Genomic DNA, 14413 nt, shown 5'->3' on the forward strand with positions numbered 1-14413 from the left:
CAGGAGGCAGAAATGGAACTGGGGAAACAGATCAGGAGATACAGAAACGAAAGGTCCTTCTCTCAGGAAACTCTGGCTGAGAAAGTATACGTTTCTAGACAGACAATATCGAATTGGGAAAACGGCAAAAGCTATCCCGATGTCAACAGTCTCGTTTTACTCAGTGAAGCATTTGAAGTCTCCTTGGACAAATTAATCAAAGGAGATGTGGAAAACATGAAAGAACAGATCAACAGAGAAGATCAGCAGATCTTCAATTGCCTGAGTGTCATCTATACGGTGCTACTTCTGGCGGTGGCTGTCACGCCTTTGCCGTTGGTGGAGTTTTTATCTTATGCAGGTCTGGGGATATGGTTGGCCCTTTTAGGCGTGGCACTCTATGTCGCGAGACTTGTGGAGAAGAAAAAGAAAGAGATGGATGTTCAGACCTATAAGGAGATTGTAGCTTTTATGGAAGGCAAAAGTCTGAACGATATTGAAAAGGCTAGAGAAGAGGGGAAAAGACCTTACCAGAAAGCACTTTGGGCGCTCGCCGTGGGTGCCTTTACGTTGGCAGCTTCATTGCTGTTTATGAAACTTTTAGGGATGTAGAGAAAAGAAGGATAGGAGTGTTTGACATGGCAGAGAAACAATTTGAGAATGTTTATGTACAGAGAGAAAAAAGTGTGACGACGGAAAGAAAAGACATGAAAATATTTCGGATAATATCGCTGGTTGCACTTACGGTTTTCTGGATTGGATACGGTTATGCATTGTATAGAGACAACAGTGGAAATACCTCTTATTACTTGTCTCTGATTACGATTTTTTCTATTTTGAATGCAGATATTTTATTCACAAGAAAGAAGCTGCAAAACAAAGTACTGAACATCTATACGAAGATATTGGGGATTTTGTTTTGTGTATTGGCATTTTATTCTGTTATCTCTGTTATATTGAGTTAGGTAAATACTTAGAATAAATCGTTCTTGTTTAAATTTGAGGGCGAAGCCCACTTTAGCAACGAACAGAAAGGAGGCAGCTATGCCAGAGATTATTGAGATTACGGATTTTTTGGCACCGGAGCTGGATATCTATGCGAGATTCACAGAAGTACAACTATTGAACCGCCATGAGCCGGAAAAAGGAATTTTTATCGCCGAGAGTCCGAAGGTGATTGAGCGTGCTCTGAATGCAGGCTGCGTTCCCATTTCTTTTTTGGTGGAACAAAGACAGGTAGAGAGTCAGGAGCAGGAAAGGCTTTTTCGCCGCGGGAACGTACCGGTGTACACGGCACCGTTTCATGTGCTGACACAGCTTACCGGCTTTGCCCTCACACGGGGGATGCTGTGTGCGATGCGGCGACCAAAGCAGCCTTCTGTGGGGGAGATATGCGCCGGTGCGAGACGAATAGCAGTATTAGAAAATGTCGTGAATCCCACGAATGTGGGAGCGATATTCCGTTCTGCGGCTGCTTTGAATGTGGATGGTGTTTTGTTGACACAGGCGTGCAGCGATCCTTTGTACCGCCGGGCGATCCGGGTGAGTATGGGGACTGTCTTTCAGATACCATGGACTTTTTTGGACAAGCAGTTTTCCTGGCCTTTGCAGGGAATTGCGCATCTGCGTGAACTGGGATTTCAGACCGTGGCGATGGCATTGAGGGAAGATTCTCTGCGTGTTGACGATTCTAGACTGGTGGATGCACCGAGACTGGCCATTGTCCTCGGGACAGAAGGAGATGGATTGGCTTGCGAGACAATCGCGGCTTGTGATTATACCGTGTGTATTCCTATGTCCCATGGAGTAGATTCTTTGAATGTGGCAGCAGCCAGTTCAGTGGCGTTTTGGCAGCTCTGCGGTAGAAAATAGGGAGCGGATGTGTAGGAGATTTGAAAAATGGAGTTTAGAAATTATAAAAACGACAAGCAGATTGTAAAAGAAACCCAAAAACTTTACTATGAAGCATTCCCTAAGAAAGAACGATTACCGTTTTTCTTTCTGAAACATAAGGCAAGTCAGCAGGTAGCAGATCTGATTGGAGTTTATGATAACAGCCAGTTTGTGGGAATGTTGTACTGCGTGTACCATAAAGACATCGTATTTGTGTTTTATCTTGCTGTCGCGGCCGAAGGTAGAGGAAAGGGGTATGGGAGCAAGATTCTTGCAAAATTACGGCGAAGACTTGAAGGCAAAAGCATTGTGCTGAGTATTGAAGATGTAAATGAAGAGAGCGAAAATAATGTGCAGAGGAAAAAACGTAAAAAGTTTTATTTGTGTAACGGCTTTCGGGAAGCCGGATATAAGACAAAGGAAAATGGGGTTATCTATGAGTTCCTCTGCTGTGGAAAACAAGTGGAAGTCGAGGAGTATTGGGAGCTGCTGAAAAATTATCTGGGCAGTTTTCTTTATAATATATATGGGAAGAAAATAGTGAGCCGTTGGTAAAAGTAGATCATAAAAATTTTACATAAATTTTACATAAATATAGATAGAAAAAACTCCCTGAGAAGAGACGGACTTTTTGAGACATACTAATTGTGTCAAAAATTTACGAGAGAAGGGAGTTTTTTTATGATACAAGGACATTTGGCGATTGCGTCTGTTCCGATTCAAGAGTGGAAGACCGTCTATAATCCGTGCGAAGCTTTGTCTATCGGCACTATTTTTCCGGAATTAAACATGCCTTTTTTCAAGACGGACTCCATGGGAGCGGGTGGACAGCACAGTGTTTTGAAGGGATGTGCAGATATACCTGCAAGGGCAGGTGAGAATTCTGAAGGACAGCAGCAAGAGGCGATGATGAGACAGATTCAGGAGGTAAGTTTCATGGCAGATGATGTTCGTCTGTACATGGACACTCATCCAGAAGATCAAAAAGGGTTGGAGCTCTTACAAAATGTGTTGTCCAAGCGGAGTATGTTGATGGAGGAATTTGCTGAAAAGTTTTTTCCACTTACGACAGATTGTATGACGAAAATATTCGAGAGAAATCCTAAATCACATTGTTATTGTTGGAAAGAAGGGCCGATGCCCTGGGAAGGAGGCTGCGCGTAGATGTGGGTATATGAGAAGAGATTACAATATCCTATAAAAATATCAAAAACTTGTCCGAAGACTGCACAGTTGATTATCAGCCAGTACGGAGGTCCGGACGGGGAATTGTCGGCATCCATGAGATACCTGGCACAGAGATATACAATGCCTTTAAAAGAGGTGAGCGGCTTGCTCACGGATATAGGGACTGAAGAGTTGGCGCATATGGAGATGATCTGTGCCATGGTGTATCAACTGACGAAAAATCTTACGATTGAAGAGGCAAAAACTGCTGGATTCGATGCTTATTATATCGATCATACCACAGGACTTTGGCCACAGGCCGCTAGTGGACTTCCGTTTACTGCAAAGGAGTTTCAGTCTAAAGGTGATCCCATTACCGATTTGCATGAGGATTTGGCGGCGGAACAGAAAGCGCGCACGGTATATGACAATCTTTTAAGAATGATTCCAGACCCGGAAATTCGCGAGCCGTTGAAATTTTTGAGGACAAGAGAGATTATTCATTTTCAGAGGTTTGGAGAAGCGCTAGAAAGAATAAAAGAAAAAATATCGTCCAGAAATTTCTATTATTTTAATCCGGAATTCGACAAGGCAGAGGCTCAAAGAGCTGGATTTCCAAGTTTGGCTAAGAAAAATGAAAGGTTATAGTTTCCCTGAGATATTTGTTCCTAAATGTGATATTTTTGCTTTGAAATTTTGTGCAAATGGTGTAAAATAAAAGAGTATAACTGAGATAGGTATAAGAGGCAGTTGCCGCGGATGAGAGAAATCTTCCAGAAGAATTTATGAAGCAGGAGGGAATATACGTGACGACATATCAGGGAAAATCTATTTTGAAAGGAATTGCTATCGGAGAAATTTTCTTCTATCAGAAAGAAGAAAAAGAGATCAAACGCTACAAACCGGAAAATCTAGAGGCAGAACAGAAACGATATGAAAAAGCCCGGGATGAAGCGATCGGCCAGTTAGGAGAGTTGTATAAAAAGGCATGCCAAGAGGTAGGAGAAGTCAATGCTGCAGTCTTTGAGGTGCATGCTATGATGTTAGAGGACGACGATTTTAACGATGCGGTGCTCAACATGATCGCGACACAGGGAATCAATGCAGAATATGCGGTAGCGATGACAGGAGACAACTTTTCAAAGATGTTCTCTGAGATGGAGGACGAATATTTCAAAGCCAGAGCGGCGGACATCATCGACATCTCTAACCGAGTCGTCGCGGTGTTAGGAGGCAGCGGTTCCGGCAATTGTGAGTTGAATAAGCCGGTAATTTTGATTGCAGAGGACTTGGCTCCTAGTGAGACGGTTCAGTTGGACAAGAATATGCTTTTGGCTTTTGTGACAGAGCAAGGCTCTTCCAACTCCCATACGGCAATTCTGGCAAGAAGTATGAATATTCCGGCACTGATTGGAGTACCGATTCGAAAAGAGTGGAATGGCAGGATGGCTGTGGTCGACGGCTATACTGGTACTTTGTATTTGGACCCAGATGAAGAGACTCTGAAGGAATTGAAAAAGAGAAAACAGGCGGAAGACGAAGAGAGACAGCTCCTGCTGGAACTGAAGGGAAAAGAGGATGTCACGCTTGATGGAAAGCATATTAAGCTGTATGCAAATATTGGAAACATTTCAGATGTCGCAGCCGTTATGAAAAATGATGCGGAAGGTATCGGGTTGTTTCGCAGTGAGTTTCTCTATCTGGAAAAAGATCATTTTCCGACAGAGGAAGAGCAGTTCCAGGCTTACAAGACAGTTGCAGAGATGATGGCAGGAAAAAAAGTGATTATCCGTACACTGGATATCGGGGCAGATAAACAGGCAGAGTATTTTCATTTAGAGCATGAGGAGAACCCTGCCATGGGTTACCGGGCGATCAGAATCTGTCTCACTCAGCCAGAAATCTTTAAGACGCAGCTTCGTGCTCTGTTCCGGGCAAGCGCGTTTGGAAATATTGCCATTATGTATCCGATGATTATCTCGATAGAAGAGATTCACAAGATTAAGGAGATCGTCGAGGAAGTAAAGAGCGAATTAAGGGAACAGGGTGTCCAGTTCAGTGAGGTGGAGCAGGGAATCATGATTGAGACGCCGGCAGCAGCTGTGATGAGTGATGTTCTGGCGGAAGAAGTTGACTTTTTCAGTATTGGGACCAACGATCTGACACAGTACACGCTGGCAATTGACAGACAGAATGCAAAGCTGGACAGCTTTTATGACGCTCACCATCCTGCGATTCTTCGAATGATACAGACCGTGATTGACAATGGACACAGTAAAGGCTGTTGGGTTGGAATCTGTGGTGAGTTGGGAGCGGACACCGAGTTGACGGAGACGTTTTTGAAGATGGGAATCGATGAACTGTCGGTCTCTCCGACATTTGTTCTTCCAGTACGAAAGCTAATCCGCACTTCTAAGTGTTCTGGTTGAGTTTGGCAGAAAGTGAGAAGGTATGGACAGATTTTTTATTGAGCTGAATACACAGGAGCGTGTAGAGGAATACCTCCGTATTATGGGGAAGTATGAGGGTGATGTGAAGATTCTGGCAGGGGATTATGAGGTGGATGGAAAATCCGTATTGGGAATCTTTAGTCTGGATTTGTCTCATCCGGTAGAAATTATTCTGTATGCAGCGGATGAGGAGATTAAAAAAAGGTTAGAGAAATTTCGGGTATGAAAAGACAGCAGAGAATACCAATTCTCTGCTGTTTTTGTTGCAAAGGAAATTTCGTTCCCTATGCAATAAAAGCCCTCCGGGCAGGATGCACACACCGCAATGAGGAATTTCACCGCAAAGCGGTGTTGCGGCGGCGCGCAAAGTGAGCCTGCGTCCCCTCAAAATCGAGGGGCAGGGGAGCTGAAGTGGGCTTGTCCACTTTGTTCCTAGTGTCACAGGAAAGACCTTGTCACGCTGAAGCGTGAAAGCTCTTTCCTAATTGAAGGGGCATTAAAACTGCATTTGATAGTAATGTGCATAGATCCCGCCTCGCTTTATTAGCTCGTCGTGGGAACCTCTCTCAGCAATCTTGTTGTCAGCGACCACGAGGATTTCGTCAGCGTTGCGTATCGTGGACAGACGATGAGCGATGGTAATAGTGGTGCGGTTCTTGGACAGCTCTTCTAGACTTTTCTGAATCCAGCGCTCACTTTCGTTGTCCAAAGCGCTGGTAGCTTCATCGAGAATTAAGATTGGAGGATTTTTTAGAAAGACTCGCGCGATGGAGATTCTCTGTTTTTGCCCTCCTGAGAGACGAGTTCCGCGCTCCCCTACAAAGGTGTCGTAGCCGTCCGGGAGGCTTTGGATAAACTCGTGGATGTTTGCTTTTTCTGCAGCCTCGATGATCTCATCCATGGACGCGCTAGGTTTTCCATAGGCAATATTGTCACGGATTGTACCGCCGAAGAGGTATACGTCCTGTTGTACGATGCCGATCTGATTTCTCAGACTGTCCAGAGTCAGATTTTTGACGTTTTTCCCGTCTATGGTGACTACGCCGGCAGTGACATCGTAAAACCTGGGCAGAAGAGAGCAGATTGTGGTCTTGCCGCTTCCAGAAGGACCTACAAGGGCGATGGACCTGCCTGCGGGAATGTCGAAGGAAACATCGCAGAGGACTAAGGTGTCATCGTCGCTGTAGTGGAAGGAGACATTCTCGTATCTGACGTTTCCTTTGACGTCTTTAAGTGTCTGGGCATTTGGCTCATCTTGAATTTCGGGTTCTGTCTCCATGACGGCCACGAATCGACGGAAACCGGAAAGACCTTTTTGCATCATTTCGGTCAGTTCCACTAAAATTTGAATAGGGTTGATGAAGATTCCGATATACAGGGCATACATGGCTAAGTCTGCCGCCTGCATCTGACCGTGGGCGATCAAGTAGCCTCCGTATACAAGAGTGACCAGATACATCATTCCCTGAAAGAATAGGTTGCATCCCATGAAGCTTCCCATACAGCGGTAGTTGGCGTCTTTTGAGAGAAGAAAGCTGTGGTTGCTCTTTTGAAATTTGTGCTGTTCCACCTTCTCGTTGGCAAAGGACTGCACGATGCGGATTCCGGCTAAGGTGTCCTGCAAGCTTGCGTTGACATCTCCGATTTTTTTTCGGTTTTCCATGAAGGTAGTTTGGATACGGCGATTTTGGCTCATGGAAAAAAGGAACATGCAAAGTACCAGGACAGCCAACGGTATGGCAAGCCTCCAATTAATCAAGAATAAAAAGATAAAAGAACCGCAAATCTTAATCAGAGAGATGAACAGGTTCTCAGGGCCGTGATGGGCAAACTCTGAAATGTCGAACAGATCGGAGACCAATTTACTCATCATCTGGCCCGAGTTGTTCTGGTCGTAGTAAGAGAACGAGAGTTTTTCGTAGTGGTCAAATAGCTGCTGGCGCATATCCCGTTCCATGTGGGCACCCATCATGTGTCCCTGATAGCTCACGTAATATTTGCAAAGGCTTTGTACGAGATACATGGTGAAAAGGCTAATTGCAATCGGCATCAGAGCACTTAAGATTGCATCGCTACCGCGGGTGAATAAAGTACTGGTCAGAGTGCGCAGAATCTGAGGATAAGCCAAATCCACCAGGCTGATGACTGTCGCGCAGAATAGGTCAAAGAAAAAGACAGCCTTGTAGGGGCTGTAATATCGGATAAACTTTTTTAATATGTGCATGGGGCATCTTCCTCTCTTTGGTATTGGACAATAAGTATATACTAGCATATACTTAAGAAAGAGACAAGGCGAAGGGTGCCAGAAAGGAGACAAAAATGACAGAGCAGGAGACTATAGAAGAAATTTTTGAGTACTATAAAGGACGTGATGACTGTGCCAGTCAGGAGAGTCTTGTTGATATGTTTCGGGAAATCCAGGAGGTATACGGATATATTCCAGCAGAATTAAAAGAACGCATGGCGAGGGAATTCTGTGTGAAAGAGACCTTTTTAAACTGTATTATTCAAAGGTATCCGAGCCTGAAGGAACAAAAAATCACACACACAGTGATCGTTTGCAGCGGAGAGAGGTGCAGAAATAAAAATGCGGCGGAGCTTTTGGCGTATATAAGAAAAAGCTTGAAAATTCAGAAAAACGGGAGTTCTGAGGACGGAAAAGTCTGTCTGCGAACCCAGAACTGTCTGAGACACTGCCGGACCTCCCCCAACATTTCTGTTGATGGGGAGATCCAGACAGGAATGACTTGTGAGAAGTGGAAACAGATTTTACAGTCATGGAGCTAAGTAGCCTTGGAGGTTATATTTTTTCAGCCAGATCGGAGAGTGGGGCGAAGTGATATCCCATGTCTTCCCACTTGGTCAGGAGTTCATCTAAAATTTGAGCATTTGTGGAGGAAGTGCTGTGTAAAAGGACGACGGCTCCAGGATGAATGCGACTGAGAAGTTTGTCAAAGGCTTCCTGGGACGAGGGCTGCTGGTCTTGCAGCCAGTCCACATAGGCCAGGCTCCAGAAAAAGGTGTTGTAGCCCATCTGACTGGCCATTTTCAGGTTTTCCGTGCTGTATTTCCCCTGGGGAGGCCGGTAATAGTGGCTCATGGTTTCCCCGGTGATCTCCTGGAAGAGTTCTTCTACGTCTTTGAGTTCTTTGGAAAAGGATTCCTGAGAGGAGATTTGGGACATATCAGGATGGTGATAAGTGTGGTTGCCGACGATGTGTCCTTCTTTCACCATTCGTTTGGTCAGATCAGGGCTGGTCTCCAAAAAGTTGCCTACCACGAAAAAAGTTCCCACAGCCTGATGCTTTTTCAGGGCATCTAAGATGGCTGGAAGGTTTCCATTTTCGTAGCCGCAGTCGAAAGTAAGGTAGATGACTTTTTCTTCTGTGTCATCCATGTAGGCGGCGTGATATTGTTTTAGTTCTTCGCAGGAAGCATTTCCCACAGGAGCTTTGCCGTCTTCTTGAAAACTTAGTCCCCAATTGCTATTGGCCTCGGAGGAGGTGGCGACTGTCGTTTTGGAAGAGGTCAAACTGGCCGCTCCCATACCCAGCAGGTAGGCTGCCATGAAAAAAAGCAGGTAGGCTGCTACTTTGGAGATTGGTTTTAACTGAGTTGGAATTTTCATTGTTTCTCCATATGCTTTTTTTAATATATATGAAGACGGGAATGAGACTATACAGAAGGAAGTAACTGGGTTATAATAAGACAGAAAGATTAAAATGAGATAAAGAAATTAAGGGAGTAGATTATGAAGTTTTTAAACGCGTTGGCAGAAGGAAATCGATACTTAGAATCTTTTCGTGAGCTTTATGAGGGTTCTTTTCCACCTTTGGAGAAGAAACCTTTTGATTTTATGCGGGAACGGGCAGAAGCTGGATTGATGAGCTTTTGGGCCATGGAGGAAGGAGGAGAGTTCATTGGCCTGGTCATTACCATGGAAGCGGGAGGAAGGGCTCTCTTAGACTATTTTGCCATTCATCCTAAATTCCAGAGCAACGGTTATGGCGGACGGGCTATCCATGAGCTTCTGAAGGTGTTTGAGGGAAAAAAATTTATTTTCGAGATCGAAGTTCAAGATCAAAATGCTCCGAATGCAGAAGAACGCAGGCGAAGAAAAGAGTTTTACTTGAGAAATGGATTGAAAGAGACGGGAGTGTTTGTAAATCTCTATCATACAGACTATGAGCTGATTACACCTGACGGAAGTGTGACCATAGAGGATTACTGTGGGATATTGTCGGATGTTCTAGGAGAAGAAATGGTAAAAGAATTAAAACCCAGACAGATACCGGCGATCGGATAGCGGCAGACAACTTTAGATGCCGTCTGTGCTCTGAAATCAGGTAGATTCAGAGTCCGGACGGCGTCTGTGTGTTTGAAACAAATATGAACATGTCGATTATTCTGTGAAGATATACCGTTCTTTGATTCCATTTGTCAAAATTTCATAGATGATGGAACCATCCTCTCTCACAGATTTCTCGCAGGTAGAAGTACGGCTGATTTTTCCCTGTACATAGGCGTCTAAGTCGTCGGTTTCGATCTCAGAAATTTGAGAGTGAGGTTTGCCGCTACACTGATCGTATATTTCGCGGATCATTTCGTAACATTTCATAGTTTGGCCTCCTTTGCTTTATAGGCACCAGTATACTGGAAAATATGGCTTTTGCAAAGAGATTTAGAGAAAAGAGGAAATATTTTGATGAGGTATTATTTTGCACCTATGGAGGGAATTAACGGCTATCTCTACCGCCGGATTCACGCCCACTTGTTTCCTGGAATTGACAAGTATTTTATGCCTTTTTTGGTTCCTCATGTGAAAAGGTCTTTTAACAGCAAAGAACTGAAAGAAATCGCACCGGAAAATAATAAAGGCTTGTATGCCGTGCCCCAGATTATGACGAATAAGGCTGAGGATTTCATCAGTACCGCGAAAAAATTGCGGGACTTAGGCTATGACGAGGTGAATCTGAATCTGGGGTGCCCTTCCAAGACGGTGGTGTCCAAGGGAAGGGGTTCCGGTTTTTTGGCTTATCCCAAAGAGCTGGAACGTTTTTTAGATGAGATTTTTGAAAAGCTGGATATGAAAATATCAGTGAAGACCAGAGCGGGGGTGGAAGAGGAAGAAGAGTTTTTAACTTTGCTGGATATTTACAATCGTTTTCCTATGGAAGAATTGATTGTCCATCCAAGATTACAGACAGATTATTATAAGAAGCCCGTGAGATTTTCTGTGTTTTTGCAGGCGTCGGCGGCCAGCCGAAATCCTTTGTGTTACAATGGAGATTTAATCTATGCACAAGACATTGAGAGATTCGCGCGAGAATTTCCTCAGGTAGACCGAGTGATGATTGGACGTGGGCTGCTGAGGAATCCAGGTCTTGTGAGAGAGGCCGCTCAAGGGATAGTTCTGGACAAAGAGACTCTTCGGGAGTACCATGACCAGATCTATGAGGCTTATCAGGAAGTTTTGTACGGGGACCGCAACATTCTGTTTCGAATGAAAGAGCTGTGGTGTTTTATGGGAAGTCTTTTTGAAGACCCTAAAAAATACATAAAAAAGATTCAGAAATCCCAGAGACTTTCAGAATATGAACAGGCAGTGGAAGGACTTTTCATGCAGCGGGAGTTTGAGGGGAAAATGAGAAGATGAAGATCATTATATCGCCTGCCAAGAAGATGATCTGCCAGTCAGATTTGCTGGAGGCAAGTTCAAAGCCGGTATTTTTAGAGAAGACAAAACAGCTATTGGAATACCTGAAGGGTTTGTCTTATGAGGAAGCGAAAGAACTTTGGAAATGTAATGATAAGATAGCGAGACTGAACTATGAGCGCATTCAGACTATGCATTTAGACAGAAATCTGACACCAGCTCTGCTCTCCTATGAGGGAATTCAGTATCAATACATGGCTCCCAGTGTGATGGAGGAAGAACAACTGGGATATCTACAAAAACATTTGAGAATTTTGTCAGGGTTTTATGGGCTTTTGCGTCCTCTGGATGGAGTGGTGCCATACCGTCTGGAAATGCAGGCAAAAGCAAGACCAGCAGGGTATGAAAATCTTTATGAATTTTGGGGGAATGCATTGTGCCAGGAGCTTACCAAAGAAGAGGATTGCATCGTAAATTTGGCTTCCAAGGAATACGTTCAGACTATTGAGAGGCATTGTCCTGTGGGAGTACAGATTCTCACCTGTGTCTTTGGAGAAGTAAGAGGGGATAAGGTCATTCAAAAAGGTACGCTGGCAAAGATGGCTAGGGGAGAGATGGTTCGCTATATGGCACAGCGAAAGGTTTTGGATTTGAATGAATTGAAAGAGTTTTCCGGTTTGAATTTTGTCTATAGGGAAGATTTGTCTAAAAAAGATCAGTTTGTCTACGTGTTTTCTTGCAAAAGTGACAAAGACGACATATAATAAATAAGACATTACAAATGGAAACAGGAGAAGACTTATGATTTATCAGAATGTTTTAGAGGCAATTGGGCATACACCTATGATTCAACTGAATCATATGGTAGGGCCCAAAGACGCGAGGGTGTTGGTGAAATTTGAAGGATTGAATGTGGGCGGTTCGGTGAAGACAAGAACCGCTTATAATATGATCTGTGAGGCAGAAAAACAGGGAGTCCTAAAACCGGATTCTATTATTGTAGAGCCTACTAGCGGCAATCAAGGAATTGGGTTGGCTTTGGTAGGGGCTGTCAAAGGTTATAAGACCGTGATTATCATGCCGGATTCCGTCAGCCGCGAAAGAAAATTATTGGTGGAACATTATGGGGCTAAGGTGATTTTGATTCACGATGCTGGGAATATTGGGGACTGTATTGATGAATGTCTGAGAACTGCAAAGAAAATGGCCAGGGAAAATCCCAGAGTTTTCGTGCCTCAGCAGTTTGAAAATCCCGCCAATCCCATGGCACACCGTCACCATACGGGACTGGAAATCTTAGAACAGGTTGCAGGTCCCATCGACGGGTTCTGTTCGGGAATCGGCACTGGAGGTACCATTACAGGGATTGGAGAGACTCTAAAGGCGTTGAATCCAAAGATTCGCATCTGGGCTGTGGAGCCTGAGAATGCAGCGATCTTGGCCGGAGGCACTGTGGGAACGCACATTCAAATGGGAATCGGCGATGGAGTGGTTCCAGAAGTCTTAAATCAGGAAATTTACGATTCCATTTACATTGTGACAGATGACGAGGCTTTGCAGACAGCAAAAGATTTAGCGAGAAAAGAAGGGCTGATGTGTGGAATTTCCAGCGGTACCAATGTAGCTGCGGCGCTAAAGCTGGCACATGAGTTAGGAGAGGGGAAAACCGTGGTGACAATCCTGCCGGATACCGCGGAGCGCTATTTCTCCACACCTCTGTTTGAATAAAGATTCACAAAGAAGGGTGTGCATACCGACGATGCACACCCTTCTTTGCATAAGAAAAAATTGTCGCAGTGTATTTTACCGTGAGGAGCCGTCAAAACTTTTTCCAGGTATCTCGCACAAAGAGCAGGAGCAGGGGAAAGATCTCTAGTCTGCCGGCCAGCATATCGAAGGTCAGTACCAGTTTGGAAAACATGGAAAAGCAGCTAAAATTTGAGGAGGGTCCTACCAGCTCCAGACCGGGACCTACATTGTTTAAGGTAGCTGCGACAGCTGTGAAGTTCGTGATCAAATCTTTACCATCAAAAGTCAGAAGCAGCGAGGAGGCAGCGAATATAAGCACGTAGGCGAAGAGGAATACATTGACGGAGCGGAGTACCTCGTGCCCTAACGTGTGTCCGTCGATGTGAATGGTCTTTATGCCTTTGGGATGAATATATTGATGAAGTTCTTTCACAAGAGCTTTCATCAGAATGATAAAACGAGAGACTTTAATGCCGCCTCCAGTACTGCCTGCACAGGCACCGATGAACATGAGCATCACCAGAATGGTTCTGGAAACCTCAGGCCACAGATTGAAGTCTGTAGTCGCGAAGCCAGTGGTGGTGATGATGGATGCCACTTGGAAAGCAGAGTGGTGTAAAGCCTCTAGGAAGTTGTCGTAAATGTTCCCCAGGCTGAGGGCGATGGTAGCTGTTGCCGCCAAAATGATTCCGATATAGAGCCGGACTTCAGAAAAATGGAAGGCCTGACGAAATTTTTTGTGTAGCAACAGAAAATAAAAATTAAAATTTACACCGAAAAGAATCATGAAGATTGTGACCACATTTTGCAGGTAAGGAGAATAGCTGGCCATACTGTCATTTTTGATTCCAAAACCACCAGTTCCTGCTGAGCCAAAGGAAGTGGTCAAAGCATCGAACAGGGGCATCTTTCCAATTAGCAAAAAGACAATCTGTATGAGCGTCATAGCGATATATATCTTGTACAAAATCTTAGCTGTGGTCTGAACCTTCGGGGCTAGCTTGCTGACGGAAGGCCCAGGACTTTCGGCTTTTAACAGATTCATGTGAGAACCACCAGTCAAGGGCAACAAAGCCAGCATAAAAACTAGAACTCCCATACCACCGATCCAGTGGGTAAAGCTGCGCCAAAAAAGGTTACAGTGGGATAAGGCTTCCACGTCGGTCAGGATGCTAGCTCCGGTGGTAGTGAAACCGGAGACAGTTTCAAACAAGGCATCCACTGGGTTGGAAATCGCGCCAGTGAAGATAAATGGCAGCGAGCCGAAAATACTGAGAACAATCCAGCTTAGAGAGACTGTCACAAGTCCTTCCCGGGCGAAAAAAATTTTAGTTTGAATTTTCGTTCGCTTTAAGAGGAGACCACAGGTCAGACAGACGAGCAAAACGGCTGCATAGACCCAGCCGTCAGTCTCCTGGTATATTGCAGCCACGATGCAAGGAAGGGATAAAAAGGCTGCCTCTAGGATGAGTATCCATCCGATGATGTATCGAATCATTGAGTAGTTCATAATGTCAGC

17 protein-coding genes are annotated in these 14413 nt (G+C 44.6%); 13 read left to right on the top strand and 4 right to left on the bottom strand.

All coding sequences use genetic code 11. The annotated features are described in order from the left end of the window. The first annotated feature begins 12 nt into the window (after positions 1-12). The 8 genes from BLHYD_RS07875 to BLHYD_RS07910 all read left to right on the top strand — a co-directional run bounded on the left by BLHYD_RS07875 (position 13) and on the right by BLHYD_RS07910 (position 5715). Complete coding sequence (locus tag BLHYD_RS07875; RefSeq protein ID WP_005945494.1) at positions 13-591, top strand: helix-turn-helix domain-containing protein; 579 nt, start codon at positions 13-15, stop codon at positions 589-591. 26 nt (positions 592-617) lie between these two features. Further along, a complete protein-coding gene (locus tag BLHYD_RS07880; protein WP_005945496.1) occupies positions 618-944 on the top strand; it encodes a hypothetical protein in 327 nt (108 codons plus the stop codon). Positions 945-1023: 79 nt separating this feature from the next. Continuing rightward, positions 1024-1851 carry a TrmH family RNA methyltransferase gene (locus BLHYD_RS07885; RefSeq protein ID WP_040350270.1) on the top strand — a complete coding sequence of 276 codons (828 nt, stop codon included), beginning with the start codon at positions 1024-1026 and terminating at the stop codon, positions 1849-1851. A 27-nt stretch (positions 1852-1878) separates the two neighbouring features. After that, entirely contained in the window at positions 1879-2427 is a 549-nt protein-coding gene (locus tag BLHYD_RS07890; protein WP_005945499.1) for a GNAT family N-acetyltransferase, read from the top strand. 126 nt (positions 2428-2553) lie between these two features. Beyond that, complete coding sequence (locus BLHYD_RS07895) at positions 2554-3036, top strand: spore coat protein CotJB (protein WP_005945503.1); 483 nt, start codon at positions 2554-2556, stop codon at positions 3034-3036. Then, positions 3037-3687 (top strand): manganese catalase family protein, encoded by a 651-nt coding sequence (locus tag BLHYD_RS07900; protein WP_005945505.1) that lies wholly within the window; start codon positions 3037-3039, stop codon positions 3685-3687. Positions 3688-3824: 137 nt separating this feature from the next. After that, positions 3825-5468 (top strand): phosphoenolpyruvate--protein phosphotransferase, encoded by a 1644-nt coding sequence (ptsP, locus tag BLHYD_RS07905; RefSeq protein ID WP_005945507.1) that lies wholly within the window; start codon positions 3825-3827, stop codon positions 5466-5468. 22 nt (positions 5469-5490) lie between these two features. After that, positions 5491-5715, top strand: a complete 225-nt coding sequence (locus BLHYD_RS07910; RefSeq protein ID WP_005945509.1) for an HPr family phosphocarrier protein — start codon at positions 5491-5493, stop codon at positions 5713-5715. 270 nt (positions 5716-5985) lie between these two features. Here the strand turns inward: BLHYD_RS07910 and BLHYD_RS07915 are convergent, their stop codons facing one another. Beyond that, positions 5986-7713 (bottom strand): ABC transporter ATP-binding protein, encoded by a 1728-nt coding sequence (locus BLHYD_RS07915; protein WP_005945513.1) that lies wholly within the window; start codon positions 7711-7713, stop codon positions 5986-5988. Positions 7714-7808: 95 nt separating this feature from the next. Between BLHYD_RS07915 and BLHYD_RS07920 the strand changes: the two genes are divergently transcribed. Beyond that, positions 7809-8276, top strand: a complete 468-nt coding sequence (locus BLHYD_RS07920) for an NADH-quinone oxidoreductase subunit NuoE family protein (RefSeq protein WP_005945515.1) — start codon at positions 7809-7811, stop codon at positions 8274-8276. Positions 8277-8289: 13 nt separating this feature from the next. On the opposite strand, the gene BLHYD_RS07925 is transcribed toward BLHYD_RS07920, so the two are convergent. Continuing rightward, entirely contained in the window at positions 8290-9117 is an 828-nt protein-coding gene (locus tag BLHYD_RS07925) for a polysaccharide deacetylase family protein (RefSeq protein WP_005945517.1), read from the bottom strand. A gap of 123 nt (positions 9118-9240) precedes the next feature. On the opposite strand from BLHYD_RS07925, the gene BLHYD_RS07930 reads away from it, so the two are divergent. Next, positions 9241-9795: a GNAT family N-acetyltransferase gene (locus tag BLHYD_RS07930; protein ID WP_005945519.1), complete on the top strand. Its 555-nt coding sequence runs from the start codon at positions 9241-9243 to the stop codon at positions 9793-9795. Positions 9796-9891: 96 nt separating this feature from the next. Here the strand turns inward: BLHYD_RS07930 and BLHYD_RS07935 are convergent, their stop codons facing one another. Next, positions 9892-10107 carry a hypothetical protein gene (locus tag BLHYD_RS07935; RefSeq protein WP_005945521.1) on the bottom strand — a complete coding sequence of 72 codons (216 nt, stop codon included), beginning with the start codon at positions 10105-10107 and terminating at the stop codon, positions 9892-9894. 87 nt (positions 10108-10194) lie between these two features. Here BLHYD_RS07935 and BLHYD_RS07940 point away from each other — a divergent pair, with 87 nt between their 5' ends. The 3 genes from BLHYD_RS07940 to cysK are packed head-to-tail and all read left to right on the top strand — an operon-like array spanning position 10195 to position 12873. Further along, a complete protein-coding gene (locus BLHYD_RS07940; RefSeq protein ID WP_005945523.1) occupies positions 10195-11145 on the top strand; it encodes a tRNA dihydrouridine synthase in 951 nt (316 codons plus the stop codon). Next, the gene (yaaA, locus tag BLHYD_RS07945; protein ID WP_005945525.1) at positions 11142-11909 is read left to right on the top strand and encodes a peroxide stress protein YaaA; all 768 of its coding nucleotides are present in this window, start codon (positions 11142-11144) and stop codon (positions 11907-11909) included. Before BLHYD_RS07940 ends, yaaA begins: the two co-directional genes overlap by 4 nt. Before the next feature lie 37 nt (positions 11910-11946). Further along, positions 11947-12873, top strand: a complete 927-nt coding sequence (gene cysK, locus BLHYD_RS07950) for a cysteine synthase A (protein WP_005945527.1) — start codon at positions 11947-11949, stop codon at positions 12871-12873. 91 nt (positions 12874-12964) lie between these two features. Here cysK and BLHYD_RS07955 read toward each other — a convergent pair whose 3' ends face one another. Continuing rightward, on the bottom strand, positions 12965-14404 hold the full coding sequence (locus BLHYD_RS07955; RefSeq protein WP_040350271.1) for a TrkH family potassium uptake protein: 1440 nt from the start codon (positions 14402-14404) through the stop codon (positions 12965-12967). Positions 14405-14413: the final 9 nt, after the last annotated feature.

Source organism: Blautia hydrogenotrophica DSM 10507 (assembly GCF_034356035.1).
GTDB classification, from domain to species: domain Bacteria; phylum Bacillota; class Clostridia; order Lachnospirales; family Lachnospiraceae; genus Blautia_A; species Blautia_A hydrogenotrophica.

Excerpts from the sequence above, each read along its gene's own strand:
- BLHYD_RS07875 (WP_005945494.1), top strand. The coding sequence starts at position 13 with ATGGAACTGGGGAAACAGATCAGGAGATACAGAAACGAAAGGTCCTTC.
- BLHYD_RS07880 (WP_005945496.1), top strand. The coding sequence starts at position 618 with ATGGCAGAGAAACAATTTGAGAATGTTTATGTACAGAGAGAAAAAAGT.
- BLHYD_RS07885 (WP_040350270.1), top strand. The coding sequence starts at position 1,024 with ATGCCAGAGATTATTGAGATTACGGATTTTTTGGCACCGGAGCTGGAT.
- BLHYD_RS07890 (WP_005945499.1), top strand. The coding sequence starts at position 1,879 with ATGGAGTTTAGAAATTATAAAAACGACAAGCAGATTGTAAAAGAAACC.
- BLHYD_RS07895 (WP_005945503.1), top strand. The coding sequence starts at position 2,554 with ATGATACAAGGACATTTGGCGATTGCGTCTGTTCCGATTCAAGAGTGG.
- BLHYD_RS07900 (WP_005945505.1), top strand. The coding sequence starts at position 3,037 with ATGTGGGTATATGAGAAGAGATTACAATATCCTATAAAAATATCAAAA.
- ptsP (WP_005945507.1), top strand. The coding sequence starts at position 3,825 with ATGAAGCAGGAGGGAATATACGTGACGACATATCAGGGAAAATCTATT.
- BLHYD_RS07910 (WP_005945509.1), top strand. The coding sequence starts at position 5,491 with ATGGACAGATTTTTTATTGAGCTGAATACACAGGAGCGTGTAGAGGAA.
- BLHYD_RS07915 (WP_005945513.1), bottom strand. The coding sequence starts at position 7,713 with ATGCACATATTAAAAAAGTTTATCCGATATTACAGCCCCTACAAGGCT.
- BLHYD_RS07920 (WP_005945515.1), top strand. The coding sequence starts at position 7,809 with ATGACAGAGCAGGAGACTATAGAAGAAATTTTTGAGTACTATAAAGGA.
- BLHYD_RS07925 (WP_005945517.1), bottom strand. The coding sequence starts at position 9,117 with ATGAAAATTCCAACTCAGTTAAAACCAATCTCCAAAGTAGCAGCCTAC.
- BLHYD_RS07930 (WP_005945519.1), top strand. The coding sequence starts at position 9,241 with ATGAAGTTTTTAAACGCGTTGGCAGAAGGAAATCGATACTTAGAATCT.
- BLHYD_RS07935 (WP_005945521.1), bottom strand. The coding sequence starts at position 10,107 with ATGAAATGTTACGAAATGATCCGCGAAATATACGATCAGTGTAGCGGC.
- BLHYD_RS07940 (WP_005945523.1), top strand. The coding sequence starts at position 10,195 with ATGAGGTATTATTTTGCACCTATGGAGGGAATTAACGGCTATCTCTAC.
- yaaA (WP_005945525.1), top strand. The coding sequence starts at position 11,142 with ATGAAGATCATTATATCGCCTGCCAAGAAGATGATCTGCCAGTCAGAT.
- cysK (WP_005945527.1), top strand. The coding sequence starts at position 11,947 with ATGATTTATCAGAATGTTTTAGAGGCAATTGGGCATACACCTATGATT.
- BLHYD_RS07955 (WP_040350271.1), bottom strand. The coding sequence starts at position 14,404 with ATGAACTACTCAATGATTCGATACATCATCGGATGGATACTCATCCTA.